Consider the following 18676-nt stretch of genomic DNA (forward strand, 5'->3'; position numbering starts at 1 on the left):
TTCTCAGACGCCGGGCTGGTCCTTCGCGTTCCACCAGGCCAGCAATTCGGCCACGGCCTCGTCGTGATCCAGCGGCCCGCGGTCCAGGCGCAGTTCCTTGAGGAAGTTCCACGCCTGCCCCACCTGCGGGCCGGGCGGGATGTCGAGCAACCGCATGATCTCGTTGCCGTCCAGATCCGGACGCACCCGCTGGAGGTCTTCCTTGGCGGCCAGCTCGGCGATCCGCGTCTCGAGTTCGTCGTAGTTGGCCTGCAGCCGGGCCGCCCGCCGCTTGTTGCGGGTGGTGCAGTCGGCGCGGACCAACTTGTGCAGCCTCGGCAGCAACGGGCCGGCGTCGGCGACATAGCGGCGCACCGCCGAATCGGTCCACTTGCCGTCGCCGTAACCGTGGAATCGCAAGTGCAGGTACACCAACTGGGACACGTCGTCGACCATCTGCTTGGAGTACTTCAGCGCGCGCATCCGCTTGCGGACCATCTTGGCGCCGACCACCTCATGGTGGTGGAAGCTGACACCGCCGTCGGATTCGTGGCGCCGGGTGGCCGGCTTGCCGATGTCGTGCAGCAGCGCGGCCCACCGCAAAACCAGGTCGCGTTCGCCCGGTTCTTCCAACGCCATCGCCTGGCGCAGAACCGTCAGCGAATGCTGGTAGACGTCCTTGTGCTGATGGTGCTCGTCGATGGCCATCTGCATGCCGCCGATCTCGGGCAGCACCACCTCGCCCATGCCGGTCTGGACCATCAGGTCGATGCCCGCGACGGGGTCCACCCCCAGCAGCATCTTGTCCAGTTCCACGGCCACCCGCTCGACCGTGATCCGGCCGAGCTGGGGCGCCATCTCCACAATTGCGCGGCGGACCCGGTCGGAGACGTCGAACTGCAACTGGGAGGCGAAGCGCGCAGCCCGCAGCATGCGCAGCGGGTCGTCGCCGAAGGACACCTCCGGGGCCGCGGGGGTGTCGAGAATTCGTTGCCGCAGCGCGGTCAGGCCGCCGAGCGGATCGATGAAGTCGCCGGGACCGTCCGCGGTGATGCGCACCGCCATCGCGTTGACGGTGAAGTCGCGCCGGACCAGGTCGTCCTCCAGCCGGTCGCCATAGCGGACCTGCGGATTGCGCGACACCTGGTCGTAGCTGTCGGCGCGGAAGGTGGTGATCTCCAGCCGATCCATGTCCGTACCCAGGCCCTTGCCCACTCCGACGGTGCCGAACTCGATACCGGTATCCCACAGCGCGTCTGCCCACGGACGCACGATCTTCTGGATGACCTCGGGCCGGGCGTCGGTGGTGAAGTCGAGGTCGGGGTTCAACCGGCCCAGAACGGCGTCGCGCACACTGCCCCCGACGAGATAGAGCTCGTGCCCCGCTGCAGCGAACAGACCACCGATCTCCCGCAGCACGGCCCCCTGCCGGTTGAGGGCGACGAGGGCCCGGGCGAGCAGCTCGACGTCATGGGTGGCTTCGGACACGTGGCGAGAGCCTAGTCGGCAGACAACCGGTGTTCTACCGGCGAGTGCGGTCGGGGCGCCATCCCGTGCCAGCTACTATCGCTTGGGTGTCGGACGGCGAACAGGCCAAACCGCGACGGCGCCGAGGGCGTCGCCGCGGACGTCGCGCTGCCGGTCCGGCAACTCCCAGCCCGGCCGACGCCGGCGTCGCCGAATCTTCGGACGTCGCCGCCGCATCCCCCGCCGCCAACGCCACCAACGGCCAGCCCCGACCGGGCAAACCCGGCCGCCCCCGGTCCCCCCGCCGCGCGCCCGCACGGCTGCGCACCGTTCACGAGACGTCGGCAGGCGGATTGGTGATCGACGGGATCGACGGGCCGCCCGAAGAGCAGGTGGCCGCGCTCATCGGGCGGGTCGACCGGCGCGGGCGAATGCTGTGGTCACTGCCCAAGGGTCATATCGAGCAAGGTGAGACCGCCGAAGAGACGGCGATCCGCGAGGTCGCCGAGGAGACCGGGATCCGCGGCCAGGTCCTGGCCGCGCTCGGCAGCATCGACTACTGGTTCGTCACCGAAGGCCGCCGCGTCCACAAGACGGTGCACCACTATCTCCTGCAGTTCTCCGGCGGTGAACTCTCCGATGAGGACGTAGAGGTCACCGAGGTGGCGTGGGTCCCGGTCGGAGAGCTCGCGAAACGGCTGGCGTACGCCGACGAACGCCGCCTGGCCGAAGTTGCCGGCGAGCTGATCCAGCTGTTGCAGTCCGACGGTCTGGCCGCACTGCCGCCGCTGCCGCGCACCACCCCTCGCCGGCGGCCGCAAACGCACTCGCACACCCGCAACCGTCGCTCCGATGACTCAGGGCCGCGTCAATCCGGTCCGCGGACGAACGGCTGCGGACCGGGAACGTGACCACGCCGAGGTGGGTCGGCAAACTGCCCCGGATCGTGCTGATCCTCGGTTTCCTTGCCGTACTCGCGATGCCAACGACCGCGCCGGCCGCCGCCGGTGAACCGGGGTCGGCGCCGTTCCTGCAAGTGCGGGTGGACAGCGTCACACCGGATCTCATCACCACGACCAGCGAGCCGACGGTCACCGTCACCGGCACTGTCACCAATGTCGGTGACCGTCCAGTTCGCGATGTCGTCGCCCGCCTCGAACGTGCTACAGCGGTGACCTCCTCGGCGGGGCTGCGCACCAACCTCGACGGCGCCAACGACCAGTTCCAGCCCGTTGGCGAATTCGCCACCGTCGCCCCCGAGATGCAGCGCGGCCAGGCGGTCGGATTCACGTTCAGTTATCCGCTCCGGTCACGCACCGCACCGTCACTGGGCATCGAACGCCCTGGGGTGTACCCGCTGCTGATCAATATCAACGGCACCCCGGACTACGGCGACGCCGCCCGCCTCGACGACGCGCGCTTCCTGCTGCCGGTTCTCGGCGTACCGCCGGACCCGACCAACACCTCGGCCGACACGCTGACCGATGTCGTGCCCCCCGACACCACCAAACCCGTTGCGGTGACCATGCTTTGGCCACTGGCCGACAAGCCGCGGCTGGCCCCCGGTGTCCCCGGCGGAAGTACACCGGTGCGGTTGATGAACGACGACCTGGCGGTGTCGCTCGCCGCGGGCGGCCGGCTGGACACGCTGCTTTCGGCTGTCGACTTCGCCACCACCCCGCCGGTGGATCCCGGCGGTGACACCGCCCGGGCGCTGTGTCTGGCGGTCGACCCCGACCTGTTGGTCACGGTCAACGCAATGACCGCCGGCTACGTCGTCTCCGACTCCCCCGACGGGCTCGGAACCGCCGCGCACCCCGGCACCGGACAGGCCGCGGCGGTGGCGTGGCTGGACAAGCTGCGCGCCCTGGCCAAACGGATGTGCGTCGCGCCGACGCCCTACGCGCAGGCCGACCTCGGCGCGCTGCAACGGGTGGGCGACGCCGGACTGAACTCCGCAGCGACCGTCAGCGCAGGCGACATCATCGATCAGATCCTCGGCATCACGTCGGTGCGCGGCGCGACGATCCTGGGCGACGGGCCGCTGACGCCCGCCGGGGTCGCATTGTTGAGCGGCCAAGGTCCGACGGTCGCGATCGCGGCCGCGAACTGCTCGGCGCAGGACTCCTCGACCGGGGCACCCATGATCGCCGACGTGGCCCCGCGACGGTTGTCACCGCAAGTGGTGCTGGCCCCGTTCGACCCGGCCGTCGGCGCCGCTCTGGCCGGCGTCGGGACCGACCCTGACCTGCCCACCTATCTGGACTCGTCGCTGACCGTTCCGCTCGACCACGACTCGATGGTCGCCCGCCGCCAGGACGCCATCGCGTCGATAATGTGGCGGGCCCTGCAGCCGGAGGCCGAACCGCGCGGCCAGATCCTCCTTCCCCCACTGAAGTGGAGCCCCCAGCCCAACGACGCGCAGTCAATGCTGACGGCACTGGCCACCACGATCCGCTCGGGGCTGGCTTTCGCCCGGCCGCTCGATGCGGTGATCACGCAATCGTCAACATCCGCGGCGGCCGCGAGCCCCGGCGCCGATCTCCTGCGGAATGCCCGCGGCGGGTTCGACGACGACGTCATCTCCACGATCACCGGGCAGGTCGGCCGGCTGTGGGGACTGACCGCGTCGCTGACCACCGACCCGCGCACCGGGCTGACCGGGCCGCAGTACACCGCGCCACTGCGGGAGGACATGCTGCGCGCCCTGAGCCAGACCGAACCGCCCGAGGACCGCAACAACCTGGCCCGCCACCGCCTCGGTGCGGTCGGAGCCACGATCAACGACCTCTTCGGGGCGGTGACAATCGTGAACCCCGGCGGCTCCTACACGCTGGCCACCGAACACAGCCCGCTGCCGCTCGCGGTCCGCAACGACCTCGCCGTCCCGATCCGGGTCCGCCTCCAGGTCGACGCGCCGCCCGGCATGACGGTCACCGACCTCGGTGAGCAGGAGATCCCGCCGGGATACCTGCCGCTGCGAATCCCGATCGAGGTGCACTTCACCCAGCGGGTCGCCGTCGACGTCACGCTGCGCACCCCGGACGGGCTGCAGCTCGGCGAGCCGGTGCGCCTGTCTGTGCACTCCAACGCCTACGGCAAGGTGCTGTTCGCGATCACCCTGATCGGCGCCACGGTGCTGGCCGCACTCGTCGGGCGCCGGCTCTACCACCGCTTCCGTGGCCAGCCTGACCCCGCCGATCTGGACCGCCCGCGCCGGGCCACCGCCGAAGGCCGCGAATGAAGCCGCCGCCCCGGCGGCCGGTCGCCTACGTTCGGCCGGGCCCCCGCACCCGCGCGGTTCGCGCCGAACTGTCCGACGCCGCGGTCGTGTCTCGGTCCTGGGGCATGGCGCTGGCCACGTTGGTCAGCCGCATCACCGGGTTCATCCGCATCGTCCTGCTGGCCGCCATCCTCGGCGCGGCACTGTCCAGCGCGTTCACCGTCGCCAACCAGTTACCGAACCTGATCGCGGCGTTGGTGCTGGAGGCCACCTTCACCGCGATCTTCGTCCCCGTACTGGCGCGCGCCGAGCGCGACGACCCCGACGGTGGCGAGCGGTTCGTGCGCCGGCTGGTCACCCTGGCCACCACGCTGCTGCTGGTCGCCACCCTGTTGTCAGTCGCGGCCGCGCCGCTGTTGGTTCGGCTCATGCTCGGCCACGACCCGCAGGTCAACCAGCCGCTGACCACCGCGTTCGCATACCTGCTGCTGCCGCAGGTGATCTTCTATGGGCTGTCCTCGGTGTTCATGGCGATCCTGAACAACCGCAACGTGTTCGGGCCACCGGCCTGGGCGCCGGTGGTCAACAACGTGGTCGCTATCGCCACTCTGGGGCTGTATCTCATTGTCCCCGGCCAACTCTCGGTCGATCCGGTGCAGATGGGCAACGCCAAGCTGCTGGTGCTCGGCATCGGAACGACGCTGGGCGTGGTGGCCCAGACCATGGTGCTGCTGGTCGCGATCCGCGCCGAGCGGATCAGCCTACGCCCGCTGTGGGGTATCGACGATCGGCTCAAACGGTTCGGCGCCATGGCCGGCGCGATGGTGCTCTACGTCCTGATCAGTCAGATCGGTCTGGTGGTCGTCAACCAGATCGCCAGCACCGCGGCCGCCTCCGGTCCGGCGATCTACAACTACACCTGGCTGGTGTTGATGCTGCCCTTCGGCATCATCGGCGTGACCGTGCTGACGGTGGTGATGCCGCGGCTGAGCCGTAACGCCGCCGCCAACGACCGCCCCGCCGTGCTGGCTGATCTGTCGCTGGCCACCCGCCTGACGATGGTGACGCTGATCCCGATCGTGGCGTTCATGACCGTTGGCGGCCCGGCGATGGGCAGCGCCCTGTTCGCATACGGCAAGTTCGGCGAGGTCGACGCGAACTATCTCGGCGTGGCGATCAGCCTGTCGGCGTTCACCCTCATCCCGTACGCGCTGGTGCTGTTGCAGTTGCGGGTGTTCTACGCCCGCGAGCAACCGTGGACGCCGCTCCTGATCATCATCGCGATCACGATCGTCAAGATCGCGGCGTCGCTGCTGGCTCCGCACCTGACCGGCGATCGGGAACTCGTCGCGGGCTACCTCGGCCTGGCCAACGGTCTCGGCTTTTTGGCCGGCGCCGTGCTGGGCTACGTGCTGCTCCAGCGCGCGTTGAAGCCGCCGCGGGGCACGCTGCTCGACCTCGCGGTGGTGCGCACGATCCTCGTCACCACCGCCGCGTCGCTGCTCGCCGGACTGATCGCCTATGTCCTCGACCGGCTACTCGGCCTCAAGGTCCTGACCGAGCACGGGGGTGGAATCGGATCGCTGCTGCGCCTGGTGGTCCTCGCCGTCATCATGCTGCCGATCCTGGCCACGGTCATGCTCGCCGCCCGGGTTCCCGACGCGGTGGCGGCCTGGGGCGCGGTCAAGCGTCGCATCACCCGCACCGCGCCGCAGACCGTCACCGCAGTCGCAGCGCCCGACCGGCCGCAGGTCCCGAGGCACTTCCCGTACCCTGAGCACATCAATTCGTATGGAGCCGCGGGCTCGACGGGGAAAGGACCGGCGGTGAACGACCAACCCTCGGGCAATACTCCCGCCGAGCCCACCGGAGACGCCACAACGAAGATCCCGCGCCAGGCCGCGGACGACTTCCAGCCCGACGTGGCTCCGGAACTCCACGTCGGTACCGTTGCGCCCGCCGTTCCGCCCAAGCAGCCCAACGCCGACTTCGCCGGCGATCCCACCCGTGAGCCGCTCGGGTTCGAGTCCCCGCGGGAACCGGCAATGGAAGCCAGCGCCGACGAGGATGCCCACCTGATTCCGGGAGCCAGCATCGCGGGCGGGCGTTACCGGCTCCTGGTGTCCCACGGTGGCCCGCCCGGACTCCAGTTCTGGCAGGCTCTGGACACGGCTCTGGACCGGCAGGTCGCGCTCACCTTCGTCGACCCCGACCGGACCATGCCCGATGAGCAGGTGCAGGAAATCCTCTCTCGCACAATGAAACTCAGCCAGATCGAGCGCCCCGGCATCGCCCGGGTTCTCGATGTCGCCAACACCGGCGCCGGCGGCCTGGTGGTCGCGGAGTGGATTCGCGGTGGGTCGCTGAAGGAAGTGGCCGACACCTCGCCGTCCCCGATCGGTGGCGCGCGCGCCGTTCAGGCGCTTGCCGCGGCGGCCGACGCAGCGCATACCGCCGGGGTTGCGCTGTCGATCGACCACCCCAGCCGGGTGCGGGTCAGCATCGAAGGCGATGTCGCGCTGGCGTTCCCCGCGACGATGCCCGGCGCCACCCCCGAAGACGACATCCGCGGTATAGGCGCCGCGCTGTACGCCCTGCTCGTAGACCGCTGGCCGCTCCCCGAGAAGGGGGTACCCAGCGGGTTGCAGCCCGCCGAGACCGACCCCGGCGGCATGCCCCTCGAGCCTCGCGCGGTCGACGGCGCCATTCCGTTCCAGATCTCCGCCGCCGCTGCCCGATCGGTGCAGGCTGATGGCGGAATCCGCTCGGCACCAACGCTTTTGAACCTGTTGCAGCAGGCCACCGCGGTGGCCGACCGCACCGATCTCATCGAACCGGTGGCACCTGTCGGCGTACCGCCCGCGCCGCAAGCCGCCGCCGTTGATCCCGAAGCGCAAGCCCGCCGCAGGCGCAATCTCTTGATCGGCGTCGGTGTCGGCGCCGGGATCCTGGTGATCGCACTGATCATTCTGGCGTCGGTACTGTCCAGCATCTTCGGTGACGTCGGCGGCGGCCTCAAGGGTGACCAGCTGGGCCTCAACCCGTCTGCCACGACAACGGAGGGTGCCAGCGCCGCCAATGGCAGCACCGTCAAACCCGTTAAGGCGACTGTCTTTTCCCCGGGAGGCGGCGCCGACAATCCGGACAAGGCCGACCTGGCACTGACCGGTGGCCCCGGTACCGGCTGGCCGACGGACATCTACACCGACCCGAATCCGTTCCCCAACTTCAAGAGCGGCGTCGGGCTGCTGGTGCAGCTGCCGCAGCCGACGACTGTGGGCAGTGTGTCGCTGACGGTACCCAGCACCGGCACCCAGGTACAGATCCGCGCGGCGTCGTCAGCCAATCCCGGCAGTCTCGACGACACCACCGTGCTGACCCAGCCCACCGCATTGCAGCCGGGCGCCAACACAATTCAGGTCAACGCCAAGGCGCCGACGACCTACCTTCTGGTGTGGATCTCCACCATGGGAACCACCGACGGCAAGAACAAGACCGAGATCTCCGGGCTGACCGTCAAGGCCGCTTCCTAGTTCTCAACAGGCGCGGCCCCGGGTGAAGTGCTCGCGCAGGCTGCGAAATCTACTGTCCGGGCATGCGCAGCTTCCCCGGCACGGCCGTCGTCCGCAGTGATGCCGAGCTGCTGGCGGCGCACGTCGCCGGCGATCGCTACGCCTTCGAAGAACTGTTCCACCGCCACCACCGCCGGCTCTTCCAACTCGCCCGCAGGCGAACCCGCAGCCCCGACGACGCCGCCGACGTCATGCAGGACGCGATGCTGGCCGCACACCGCGGGGCTCCGTCCTTCCGCCACGATGCGGCGGTCGGCAGCTGGCTGCACCGCATCGTGATCAATGCCTGCTCGGACCGGATGCGGCGCGGGTCGCTGCCCACGACTCCACTGGAAGACGAGCATTGCGTCGGGGACCGCACCGCCGAGGTGGACACCGTGCTGCTGGTGCGCCGCGCACTGATGCGACTGCCCGCCGAGCAGCGTGCAGCGGTCCTCGCGGTGGACATGCACGGCTACTCGGTTGCCGACGCCGCCGCGCTGCTCGGCATCGCCGAAGGCACGGTGAAGAGCCGTTGCGCTCGGGGGCGGGCGAGGCTGTCGGGGCTGTTGCGCAGTTGACGTTTTCCCGGGTCGCTGCGCTCCTGCCCTCCGGAAGACCCGGCACACTGGTCGGGTGGAGCCCACGCATACCGTGACACCGGCGTCGTCAGCGCCTGCGGCCCATGCGCGGCGACCCGCGGCGCGCACCGGGCGCCTGGTGGCGGCCGGCGTCGGCACGGTGGCGGTGGTGGCGGCGATCGGACTCGGCACCGCGGCGCTGCTGAGATCCGGCGGCCCCACGGCGAGCACCCTGACCAGTGCCAGCATGATCACCGTCACGCCGAAGATGCCGATCAGCAGCCGTGAGCTGAACGCCCTGATCGCACGCAGCCCCGATTTCGGTCCACTGACCGATCCCAAACGGCGGTCCGCATGCCTGAGCGCCCTGGGTTATCCGGGATCGGTGCAGGTCCTGGGCGCCGAGCAGGTGCAGATCGACGGCAACCCCGCGATCGTGCTCGTGCTGCCCGGCGACCAGCCCGACGTGATCGTCGGTGTCACGGTCGCCGCGTCCTGCAGTTCGGTGGACACCGGCCTGATTGCCGACACGACTGTGCGCCGCCCATAGTGCACGGCGGGGAACAGTGCGGCCTACCCTGTTGTTTGATCAAGTGCCCCGAGCGGCACCCGAATTGCCGGCTCTTCGCCCGCAGTCCGGGACCGGAGCAGAAAGGCTGGTATGAGCGCCAACCCAGTACATGACGTCATCGTCATCGGATCAGGCCCCGCCGGCTACACCGCGGCCATCTACACCGCCCGCGCGCAGCTGCAACCGCTGGTGTTCGAAGGGACGTCCTTCGGCGGCGCGCTGATGACCACCACCGAGGTGGAGAACTTCCCCGGCTTCCGCGCCGGCATCACCGGTCCGGAGTTGATGGACGAGATGCGCGAGCAGGCCCTGCACTTCGGTGCCGACCTGCGGATGGAAGACGTCGAGTCGGTCGATCTGGAAGGCCCGGTCAAGAAGGTGGTGACCGGCGACGGTGAAACCCACCTCGCCCGTTCGATCATCCTCGCGATGGGCGCCGCAGCCCGCTACCTCGGCGTCCCGGGCGAACAAGAGCTGCTCGGCCGCGGCGTCAGCGCCTGCGCCACCTGTGACGGCTTCTTCTTCAAGGAGCAGGACATCGCCGTCATCGGCGGCGGCGACTCGGCAATGGAAGAGGCGACGTTCCTCACCCGCTTCGCCCGCAGCGTCACCCTCGTGCACCGCCGCGACGAGTTCCGGGCATCGAAGATCATGCTCGAACGCGCCCGGGAGAACGAGAAGATCACCTTCCTGACCAACACCGCGGTGGACGCGGTCGAGGGTGACACCACTGTCAGTGGGCTACGCGTCCACAACGTGATCACCGGCGAGGAATCGGTTCTGCCGGTGACGGGCGTGTTCGTCGCGATCGGTCACGACCCGCGCTCGGAGCTGGTGCGCGGCGCCGTCGACCTCGACCCCGAGGGCTACGTGCTGGTACGCGATCGCACCACCGCCACCTCGGTCGACGGCGTGTTTGCTGCCGGAGACCTGGTCGACCACACGTACCGGCAGGCCATCACCGCCGCCGGGATGGGCTGTTCGGCCGCGATCGACGCCGAACGCTGGCTGGCCGATGCCGACGACACTGCAACCACCGAAATGATTGGAGCACACCAATGAGCGACGGCGGCGCGACCGTAACGGTCTCCGACGACTCCTTCTCCCAGGATGTCCTGTCCAGCAATACCCCTGTGCTGGTTGACTTTTGGGCCACGTGGTGCGGTCCGTGCCGGATGGTCGCGCCGGTCCTCGAGGAGATCGCCAGTGAGAAGGCCGGCGCTCTGACGGTGGCCAAGCTCGATGTCGATGCCAACCCGGCGACCGCGCGTGACTTCCAAGTCGTCTCGATCCCGACCATGATCCTGTTCAAGGACGGTCAGCCGGTGAAGCGCATCGTGGGCGCCAAGGGCAAGGCGGCGTTGCTGCGCGAGATCGCGGACGTCGTTTAGCGCAAGCGGGAGCCCCACTTCTCGCTCTTCCCCCGTCTCGCGCCTCGACAGCATCGTCGACTCGATGGCCGAGACGATTCCGTTACCGGCGGCGTCGCCTGCCGTTTTCCGGAATGCGGTGAGCTTCTGCGAGAATGCTCCCTAGCCTGTGAGCAATCGTCAGCGCTGTGACAGGCGGCTAACACAGTGACCGAAGGGCCCTGCATGTCGAGTCTTCGCCACGGTGCCGGGGGCGACGCCTCCCGACACCGCAGCGGTCGGGATGACGTGTTGCGCCGCGGTGACCGCAGCAACGCCGTCGTCGAGATCCGCGAGGCGCTCTCGGCGTTGGGCCTGGTCGACAATCCCGACGCGGACCTGACCACGGGTAAGCGGGTGGCCGTGGACGTGTTCGACGCCGATCTCGACGAGGCGGTGCGGGCATTCCAGCAGCGCCGCGGACTTCTGGTCGACGGGATCGTCGGCGAGGCCACCTACCGCGCACTCAAGGAAGCCTCCTACCGGCTCGGAGCACGCACCCTGGTGCACCAATTCGGTGCTCCCATGTATGGCGATGACGTCGCCACACTGCAGGCCAAGCTGCAGGAGCTCGGCTTCTACACCGCGCTGGTGGACGGCTACTTCGGGTTGCAGACTCACAACGGGTTGATGTCCTACCAGCGCGAGTATGGACTGTCCGCCGACGGCATCTGCGGCCCGGAAACGTTGCGCTCCTTGGACTTTCTGGGTTCCCGCGTCACCGGCGGCTCGCTGCACGCCATCCGCGAAGAGGAACAGGTCCGCCGCTCGGGCCCCCGGCTCTCCGGGAAGCGGATCATCATCGATCCGGGCCGCGGGGGTTCTGACCACGGCCTGATCACCCAGGGTCCAGAGGGACCGATCAGTGAAGCAGACATCCTGTGGGACTTGGCCAGTCGGCTCGAAGGCCGGATGACCGCGATCGGCATGGAGACTTTCCTATCCAGGCCGCCGAGCCACAGCCCGACCGACGCCGAGCGCGCCGCCACCGCCAACACCGTCGGCGCCGACCTGATGATCAGCCTGCGCTGCGAGACCCAGCCCAGTCCGTCGGCCAACGGTGTGGCTTCGTTCTACTTCGGCAGCTCGCACGGCTCGGTATCGACGATCGGCCGGAACCTGGCTGACTTCATTCAGCGAGAAGTTGTGGCGCGCACCGGGTTACGTGATTGCCGGACGCACGGCCGGACCTGGGATCTGCTGCGTCTCACCCGGATGCCCACCGTGCAGGTCGACGTCGGCTACATCACCAACCCGCGGGACCGCTCCATGCTGGTGACCAGCCACTCCCGCGATGCGATCGCCGAAGGCATCCTGGCCGCCGTCAAGCGGCTCTATCTCCTGGGCAAGAACGACCGTCCCACAGGCACTTTCACGTTCGCCGAACTACTCGCCCACGAGCTGTCGGTCGAACAGGCCCGACCCGCTTACTGATCAGCCGCGAACTTCTGCGCCGGCACCGACCGGCTCCTGCAGCTGTGCGCTTTCCAGCAGCCGCTCCAGCGCGGCCTCCACTTCGGCTTTCCAGCCGAGCCCTTTGTCGAGCTCGAGCCGCAGCCGCGGAAAATGCCGGTGCGGGGCGACGACGGTGAATCCGGCGTCCAGCAGGAAGTCTGCGCCGATCATGCATTGGTCGAAGGAGCAGTCCCCCAAGACCTCGACGGCGGGACGCAACTCAGGGTCGACGGCGTCGGGGTCGAGGAGTTCGGTGGCCTCGGATGTACGGCCGAACGCCTCGAGGGCGCGCACACCTCGTCGAACGAGTTCGTTGACCACCTGGCTGATCAACGCGTGCGGCAGGCTGTCGGCCTGGCCGGGTTCGATCGCCATGGAGGTCAGCAGAACAGCGTCCGCACTGACCGGTCCGGTCGGGAAGAGTTGCGCCCGCGGCACCGCACGGGGCGGGGCGTACAGCACGTAGCCGAGGCACGGCTGCTCGTCGTCCGACGCCGATCCCTCGGCGGGCACCGTTGTGGCCACTTGACCACACGATCCCCACTCGAGCATGACCATCGACAGCCATGCTTCCTTCTCGAACTCGGGGTCGGGAAGGTAGTCACCGCCCCGTAGTGTCGCGGGATCGACTTCCCAGAACACACACCGGCGCGCGTGCTTGGGCAACTGCTCGAACGCCTCGAGCCGAAGCGGCGTGATGCGGACGGACACTAACCTCCCCGACTTTCATGCGGCACAAAAGGGCGAATGCGCCCCTTCAGGATAGGAGAGGCAACCGGCAACATGCCAGTGGCGGCGGAGCTACCTACTCCGGCGGCTCTCCGGGACGAAATGTGTTGGCCCCCTGTGCGATCCCGCGATTGAGGGACTGCGCAGCGAACACGAAACGCGGCGGGCGTCACTGTGACGGAATTGGCTGGAGTCGTCGTACCTACGTTTTCAGCCAGCCGGCCGGTTCATCATGTCCACAATGCGCTGCAGATCGTCCACCGAGCCGAACTCGACGACGATCTTGCCCTTGCGCTTGCCGAGACTCACCGTCACCCGGGTGTCGAAGGTGCTCGACAGCCGCTCGGCCACATCTTGAAGCCCGGGCATCTGAATCGGTTTGCGCCGCGGCGCCGGAGGCGTCTTGGTGTCCGACCGATTGGCGAGGGTGACTGCCTCCTCGGTGGCGCGGACCGACAAGCCTTCGGCGATGATGCGCGCGGCCAGCTCCTCCTGGGCCTCGGGCCCGGCCTCCAGCGCGAGGAGCGCACGCGCGTGCCCGGCCGACAACACACCGGCAGCCACCCGGCGCTGGACCGCGATCGGCAGTCGCAACAACCGGATCATGTTGGTGATCACCGGTCGCGACCGCCCGATGCGGACGGCGAGTTCATCGTGGGTCACTTCGAACTCTTCGAGCAACTGTTGGTAGGCCGCCGCCTCTTCCAGCGGGTTGAGCTGAACGCGGTGGATGTTCTCCAGCAGGGCGTCGCGCAGCAGATTGTCTTCGGCGGTCTCCCGGACGATCGCCGGGATGGTTGCCAGACCGGCCTCTTGGGCCGCTCGCCAGCGCCGCTCCCCCATCACCAGTTGGTAGCGGATCGGCGTTGACATCGCCCCGGTCGCCGCGCCCCTGCCCGCCGATCCCGGCGCCGTGTCCGGAACGGCCCGCACCACGATCGGCTGCATCAGTCCGAATTCGCGGATCGAGTGCACCAGTTCGGCGAGGGCCTCCTCGTCGAAGACCTGGCGCGGCTGCCGCGGATTCGGTTCGATGGCGGCGGGGTCGATCTCGCGGTAAACCGCACCGACGCTATCGGCGTTCAGCGAGGTTCCGCCGATCACCACATCGGCCGCCGCCGCGCCCAGCCGTGGGCCGCCGTCCGCCGGCCCGGTGGGGATCAACGATGCCAGCCCCCGACCGAGGCCGCCCTTGTTCTTCGATGACATGTGCGCCTCCATTTATGCCCGGGTAGCCCGTTGCGCGAGTTCTTTACTGGCATCCAGATAGCTCATCGCACCCCGTGAACCGGGATCGTAATCGATGATTGTCATGCTGTATCCGGGCGCCTCCGAGACCTTGACGCTTCGCGGGATGACGGTCCCGAGCACCTTGTCGCCGAAGTAGCGGCGCACCTCGTTCGCCACCTGGTCGGCCAGTTTTGTCCGGCCGTCGTACATCGTGAGGATGACGGTCGAGACCGTCAGTTGGGGGTTGAGGTGGGCCCGCACCATCTCGATGTTCTTCATCAACTGCGAGACACCTTCCAGCGCGTAGTACTCGCACTGGATCGGAATCAACACTTCCGGTGCCGCGACGAGCGCGTTGATCGTAAGCAAGCCGAGCGAGGGCGGGCAGTCGATGAAGACGTAATCGAAGTCGGAGTCCTCGAGGGCGGCGAGCGCATTGCGCAGTCGGTTCTCACGGGCGACCATGCTGACGAGTTCGATCTCCGCACCCGCGAGGTCGATCGTCGCCGGCACACAGAACAAGCGCGGGCTGTGCGGACTCTGTCGGATGGCGGCCTGCAGCGGGATCTCCCCCAGCAAGACCTCATACGACGACGGTGTGCCAGACAGCCGATCGGCGATCCCCAGCGCGGTGCTGGCGTTGCCCTGCGGATCGAGATCGACCACCAACGTCTTCAGTCCTTGGACCGCAAGGGCGGCCGCCAGGTTCACCGCCGTGGTCGTCTTGCCCACGCCGCCCTTCTGATTGGCGACAGTGAAGACTCGTCGTCGACCGGGGCGCGGTAGCTGGCCGGCGACCGTGTGAAGGACCTGCATCGCGCGTTCCGCAGCGGCGCCGATCGGGGTCTCGAAGTCGCTGGGTGGGTTCCATGTTTCACGTGAAACATCGGATGCCGCCCCCGTTCGATCGGGGTTGGGTGGGATGGTCATGATCCCCTTCTCTCCGAAGTCCGCGTGGGCTTCTTGCCGCCTGGCGCCCGCTCCCCCCGCACCGCGATCACCACGGTCGCGGGAGGATCCGAATAGCTCTCGCCACATCTCATCACCCTTACATCGGTTGCGCCTAACGACGCCATCCCCCGCCGTCCTTCGACGACTTCCTCTTCCGCCCGCTCACCCTTCATCGCCAGCATCCGACCGCCGGGGCGCAACAACGGCAGACTCCAGCGGGTGAGCTTGTCGAGGGACGCCACCGCCCGCGAGACGACGACGTCCGCTCCCCCAGCGCGGGCCCGGACCGCCGGTTCCTCGGCTCGGCCGCGAATGATCTCGATCGGCAGACCCAACGCCGCGACCGACTCCGCGAGGAACTCGGTCCGGCGCAGCATCGGCTCGATGAGCGTCACGTGAACATCTGGCCGGGCGATCGCGATCGGCAGGCCGGGTAGGCCGCCCCCGCTCCCGATATCGACCACCCTGGCATCCGGCTCGATCAGTTCGATCACTGCGGCGCTGTTGAGAATGTGTCGCTCCCACAGCCGGTCGACTTCGCGTGGCCCAATCAGTCCACGCTCGACACCAGGACCGGCAAGCAGATCGGCGTAACGGTGGGCCAGGCCCACGCGGTCGCCGAACACCATCTCGGCAGCCGTTGGAGGAGGAGGCGCGGTGCCATGTTTCACGTGAAACATCCTCCGTTAATGGTGCTGTCCAATTTATGAACTACACCGGTGTAACTTCAGCCCTTCAGGACGACGACGCGACGCGAGGGCTCCACACCCTCGCTCTCGCTATGCACGCCGTCCACGGCGGCCACAGCGTCGTGCACGATCTTGCGCTCAAAGGGCGTCATCGGGGCCAGTTCTTCACGGTCGCCGGACTCGAGCACTCGGCGGGCCACCTTGTCGCCCAGCGCGGTCAGCTCTTCACGACGGCGACGGCGCCAGTTGGCGATGTCGAGCATCAGCCTGCTGCGCTCGCCCGTCTTCTGATGAACGGCCAGCCGGGTCAGCTCCTGCAGCGCGTCGAGGATTTCACCTTTGCGGCCCACGAGTTTCGACAGGTCGTCGCCGCCGTCGATGCTCACGATTGCGCGGTTCCCCTCCACGTCGAGGTCGATGTCGCCGTCGAAATCCAACAGGTCGAGCAGCTCCTCCAGATAGTCGCCGGCGATCTCGCCTTCGGCGACGAGGCGCTCTTCGAGATCCTCGCCCTTCACTTCGGCCTTATCGGGATTCTGCTCGAGGTCGCTGTCGATCGCGACATCGGACTCGGTCACTTCAGTGGTATCGGCATCCGCCATGTGTCTCTCCCTCTTCTCACCGGAGCGATCTCCGGTCAACGCTTACGTTTCTTGGGCCGCGCTCCCGGGCGCGGTGTGCGGGCCGTCGGCCCGCCGTCGGTCGGCTTCGCGGACGCAGCATCGGTATCGGTGTCCGCCTCGACGGCGGCTTCCTCCGCGGAATCTGCCGCCGCGCCGTTGGTCGCAGCCGGCGCGCTCTTCTTCGGCTTGGTCGGCTTGACGCCCGGCGCCGGAGCGTTCGCGGCTCGACGGGCCAGCGCCTCTTCCTTCTTGGCTTCTTCTTCCTTCTCGATCCTGCCGAACACATAGTGCTGCTGGCCGAAGGTCCAGATGTTGTTGGACACCCAGTAGATGATGATCGCGATCGGCAGGAAGGGGCCACCGACAACCACACCGAGCGGGAAGACATAGAGCGCAAGCTTGTTCATCATCGCGGTCTGCGGGTTGGCTGCGGCTTCCGGGCTCTGGCGTGCGACCGACGCCCGGCTGTTGAAGTAGGTGGCGATACCGGCGAGCAGCATCAGCGGAATCCCGACGCCGATCACGGCGGTCCGGCTGAATTCGGTGAAGGCGTCCAGACCGGTGTGCTGGGTCATGAACGCACCGATCGGCGCACCGAAGAGGTTGGCGTCCAGAAAATGGGCAACGTCGTCAGGGCTGAAGACGTAGTTGCCGGTCGATCGGTTCTCCGCCACCGTGAGATGCGGCTGGCCCCAGCCGCCGGTGGTGCGGTTGAACGACCGCAGCACGTGATAGAGCCCGATGAACACGGGGATCTGGGCCAGCATCGGCAGGCAGCCGAGGATCGGGTTGAACCCGTGTTCGCGCTGGAGCTTCTGCATCTCCAAGGCCATCCGCTGGCGGTCCTTGCCGTACTTCTTCTGCAGTGCCTTGATCTGCGGCTGTAACTCCTGCATCTGCCGCGTGGTCCGGATCTGGCGGACGAAGGGCTTGTAGAGCAGCGCGCGCAGGCTGAACACCAGGAACATGACGGCCAGTCCCCAGGCGAAGAAGTTGGTGGGGCCGAGGATGGCGGCGAACAGCTTGTACCAGAGCCACATGATGCCCGACACCGGGTAATAGATGACGTCCAAGCTGAACCAATTAAACATGCGTGCTCCTGCGCTCTTCTTCGAGACCGGCCCCGGGCGCCTGCAGGCGCCGCTCGGGTATTGGATCCCATCCTCCCCGATGCCACGGACCACACTTGCCCAGCCGGATCACGGTCAGCCAACTACCGCGAATCAATCCGTACTCAGTCAGCGCGTCCACTGCGTACTGGCTACAGGTCGGCGTGAACCGGCATGTCGGCAGTCGCAGCGGCGAGATGGTGTGTCGATACAGCTCGACGAGGAAGATCACGACGCGAGCCGGCAGATGGCTCACCGCGTCTTCTCCATCAGAGAATGGGTGCGCCGGACGCCGTTCTTCAGCTGCTGCTCCAGGCGGGCGGAGATCGCATCGCGGCTACTGGGCAGGGCCCGGATCACGATGCGTTCGTCGGCGCTGAGGTCGGGTAGAACGGACCGCGCCACATGGCGCAGCCGGCGGGAAACCTGGTGACGTTGAACCGCGTTGCCGACCGATTTTGCGACGACCAATCCGATCCGGGGTCCGTCATCGCTGCCCGCCGTACGTCGTGCGTGCACGACAATATCTGGCTGCGCCGCTCGCACCCCGTGCTTGATGGTGGCGCCGAACTCCGCAGACCGTGTCATCCGGAACTGAGCCGGGAGCACGCCGCGTGATCCCGTGGATCAAGCAGTCAGTGAACGACGACCCTTGCGGCGCCGGCCCGACACGATGGCGCGCCCGGCGCGCGTGCGCATGCGCAGACGGAAGCCATGAACCCGCGCCCGGCGCCGGTTGTTCGGCTGGAAGGTCCGCTTGCCCTTGGCCACGGCTATATCTCCTCGTCGTTTGGCGGTCGCTGTCCGGTGTACACGCTTGGGTGTGTACACCGGCGAACGCGACTGCCGTTGTTAAGCTCTGGTCTCGCTGGTAACCGGCGCTGTCCCGAAACTTCCGGTCGCAGCCGTATCGCCGACGTATGGGCGACTGTTCGAGGGTACTGACCTCACTTGCCCTGGTCAAACCGCCTTGTCGTGCCATCGATCACCACCGCCTCCCAGCGCGGGGTCAGCCGACCAGGGCACTGCCGTCACAGCCGTCACTGATGCTCCGAACGCCGTTATACCTTCGTGATCGCAATGTTGCAGAACGGTTGGCACTCGCCCCG

The 18676-nt window shown here is 67.9% G+C and carries 18 protein-coding genes; 8 read left to right on the forward strand and 10 right to left on the reverse strand.

The features are described 5' to 3' along the window. Positions 1-3: 3 nt before the first annotated feature. On the reverse strand, positions 4-1467 hold the full coding sequence (locus AB431_RS29215) for a CCA tRNA nucleotidyltransferase (RefSeq protein ID WP_047332891.1): 1464 nt from the start codon (positions 1465-1467) through the stop codon (positions 4-6). A gap of 86 nt (positions 1468-1553) precedes the next feature. Here AB431_RS29215 and AB431_RS29220 point away from each other — a divergent pair, with 86 nt between their 5' ends. The 8 genes from AB431_RS29220 to AB431_RS29255 all read left to right on the forward strand — a co-directional run bounded on the left by AB431_RS29220 (position 1554) and on the right by AB431_RS29255 (position 12215). Beyond that, the gene (locus AB431_RS29220) at positions 1554-2357 is read left to right on the forward strand and encodes an NUDIX hydrolase (protein ID WP_162489426.1); all 804 of its coding nucleotides are present in this window, start codon (positions 1554-1556) and stop codon (positions 2355-2357) included. Further along, entirely contained in the window at positions 2354-4690 is a 2337-nt protein-coding gene (locus AB431_RS29225; RefSeq protein ID WP_144418403.1) for a DUF6049 family protein, read from the forward strand. The genes AB431_RS29220 and AB431_RS29225 overlap by 4 nt, the downstream gene beginning before the upstream one ends. Next, entirely contained in the window at positions 4687-8202 is a 3516-nt protein-coding gene (murJ, locus tag AB431_RS29230; RefSeq protein WP_047332892.1) for a murein biosynthesis integral membrane protein MurJ, read from the forward strand. The genes AB431_RS29225 and murJ overlap by 4 nt, the downstream gene beginning before the upstream one ends. Positions 8203-8264: 62 nt before the next feature. Next, the gene (gene sigM, locus AB431_RS29235) at positions 8265-8801 is read left to right on the forward strand and encodes an RNA polymerase sigma factor SigM (protein WP_047332893.1); all 537 of its coding nucleotides are present in this window, start codon (positions 8265-8267) and stop codon (positions 8799-8801) included. Between the two features lie 55 nt (positions 8802-8856). After that, positions 8857-9351, forward strand: coding sequence for a hypothetical protein (locus tag AB431_RS29240; RefSeq protein ID WP_082135841.1), 495 nt, complete (start codon positions 8857-8859; stop codon positions 9349-9351). A 111-nt stretch (positions 9352-9462) separates the two neighbouring features. Beyond that, a complete protein-coding gene (trxB, locus tag AB431_RS29245) occupies positions 9463-10434 on the forward strand; it encodes a thioredoxin-disulfide reductase (RefSeq protein WP_047332894.1) in 972 nt (323 codons plus the stop codon). Further along, complete coding sequence (gene trxA, locus AB431_RS29250) at positions 10431-10763, forward strand: thioredoxin (RefSeq protein ID WP_047332895.1); 333 nt, start codon at positions 10431-10433, stop codon at positions 10761-10763. Before trxB ends, trxA begins: the two co-directional genes overlap by 4 nt. Positions 10764-10967: 204 nt before the next feature. After that, entirely contained in the window at positions 10968-12215 is a 1248-nt protein-coding gene (locus AB431_RS29255; protein ID WP_162489427.1) for an N-acetylmuramoyl-L-alanine amidase, read from the forward strand. Here AB431_RS29255 and AB431_RS29260 read toward each other — a convergent pair whose 3' ends face one another. The 9 genes from AB431_RS29260 to rpmH form a co-directional block, all read right to left on the reverse strand. Continuing rightward, the gene (locus AB431_RS29260) at positions 12216-12947 is read right to left on the reverse strand and encodes a hypothetical protein (protein WP_047332896.1); all 732 of its coding nucleotides are present in this window, start codon (positions 12945-12947) and stop codon (positions 12216-12218) included. A gap of 228 nt (positions 12948-13175) precedes the next feature. After that, complete coding sequence (locus AB431_RS29265) at positions 13176-14186, reverse strand: ParB/RepB/Spo0J family partition protein (protein WP_369802954.1); 1011 nt, start codon at positions 14184-14186, stop codon at positions 13176-13178. Continuing rightward, a complete protein-coding gene (locus AB431_RS29270; RefSeq protein ID WP_047332897.1) occupies positions 14187-15125 on the reverse strand; it encodes a ParA family protein in 939 nt (312 codons plus the stop codon). After that, on the reverse strand, positions 15122-15826 hold the full coding sequence (gene rsmG / locus AB431_RS29275; RefSeq protein WP_047332898.1) for a 16S rRNA (guanine(527)-N(7))-methyltransferase RsmG: 705 nt from the start codon (positions 15824-15826) through the stop codon (positions 15122-15124). Before rsmG ends, AB431_RS29270 begins: the two co-directional genes overlap by 4 nt. A 47-nt stretch (positions 15827-15873) precedes the next feature. Next, entirely contained in the window at positions 15874-16437 is a 564-nt protein-coding gene (locus AB431_RS29280) for a R3H domain-containing nucleic acid-binding protein (protein WP_047332899.1), read from the reverse strand. Positions 16438-16472: 35 nt separating this feature from the next. After that, a complete protein-coding gene (gene yidC, locus AB431_RS29285; protein WP_047332900.1) occupies positions 16473-17549 on the reverse strand; it encodes a membrane protein insertase YidC in 1077 nt (358 codons plus the stop codon). Next, positions 17542-17823, reverse strand: a complete 282-nt coding sequence (yidD, locus tag AB431_RS30255; protein WP_082135842.1) for a membrane protein insertion efficiency factor YidD — start codon at positions 17821-17823, stop codon at positions 17542-17544. Before yidD ends, yidC begins: the two co-directional genes overlap by 8 nt. Continuing rightward, a complete protein-coding gene (rnpA, locus tag AB431_RS29290; protein ID WP_047332901.1) occupies positions 17820-18176 on the reverse strand; it encodes a ribonuclease P protein component in 357 nt (118 codons plus the stop codon). The genes yidD and rnpA overlap by 4 nt, the downstream gene beginning before the upstream one ends. A gap of 18 nt (positions 18177-18194) precedes the next feature. Continuing rightward, complete coding sequence (rpmH, locus tag AB431_RS30260) at positions 18195-18338, reverse strand: 50S ribosomal protein L34 (protein ID WP_019735309.1); 144 nt, start codon at positions 18336-18338, stop codon at positions 18195-18197. Positions 18339-18676: the final 338 nt, after the last annotated feature.

The organism is Mycobacterium sp. EPa45 (assembly GCF_001021385.1).
Lineage (GTDB): Bacteria > Actinomycetota > Actinomycetes > Mycobacteriales > Mycobacteriaceae > Mycobacterium.

What these genes read in the sequence shown, in the direction of transcription:
- AB431_RS29270 (WP_047332897.1), bottom strand. Translation starts at nt 15,125, where the DNA reads ATGACCATCCCACCCAACCCCGATCGAACGGGGGCGGCATCCGATGTT.
- trxA (WP_047332895.1), top strand. Translation starts at nt 10,431, where the DNA reads ATGAGCGACGGCGGCGCGACCGTAACGGTCTCCGACGACTCCTTCTCC.
- AB431_RS29265 (WP_369802954.1), bottom strand. Translation starts at nt 14,186, where the DNA reads ATGGAGGCGCACATGTCATCGAAGAACAAGGGCGGCCTCGGTCGGGGG.
- AB431_RS29280 (WP_047332899.1), bottom strand. Translation starts at nt 16,437, where the DNA reads ATGGCGGATGCCGATACCACTGAAGTGACCGAGTCCGATGTCGCGATC.
- AB431_RS29255 (WP_162489427.1), top strand. Translation starts at nt 10,968, where the DNA reads ATGTCGAGTCTTCGCCACGGTGCCGGGGGCGACGCCTCCCGACACCGC.
- murJ (WP_047332892.1), top strand. Translation starts at nt 4,687, where the DNA reads ATGAAGCCGCCGCCCCGGCGGCCGGTCGCCTACGTTCGGCCGGGCCCC.
- trxB (WP_047332894.1), top strand. Translation starts at nt 9,463, where the DNA reads ATGAGCGCCAACCCAGTACATGACGTCATCGTCATCGGATCAGGCCCC.
- rsmG (WP_047332898.1), bottom strand. Translation starts at nt 15,826, where the DNA reads ATGTTTCACGTGAAACATGGCACCGCGCCTCCTCCTCCAACGGCTGCC.
- yidC (WP_047332900.1), bottom strand. Translation starts at nt 17,549, where the DNA reads ATGTTTAATTGGTTCAGCTTGGACGTCATCTATTACCCGGTGTCGGGC.
- sigM (WP_047332893.1), top strand. Translation starts at nt 8,265, where the DNA reads ATGCGCAGCTTCCCCGGCACGGCCGTCGTCCGCAGTGATGCCGAGCTG.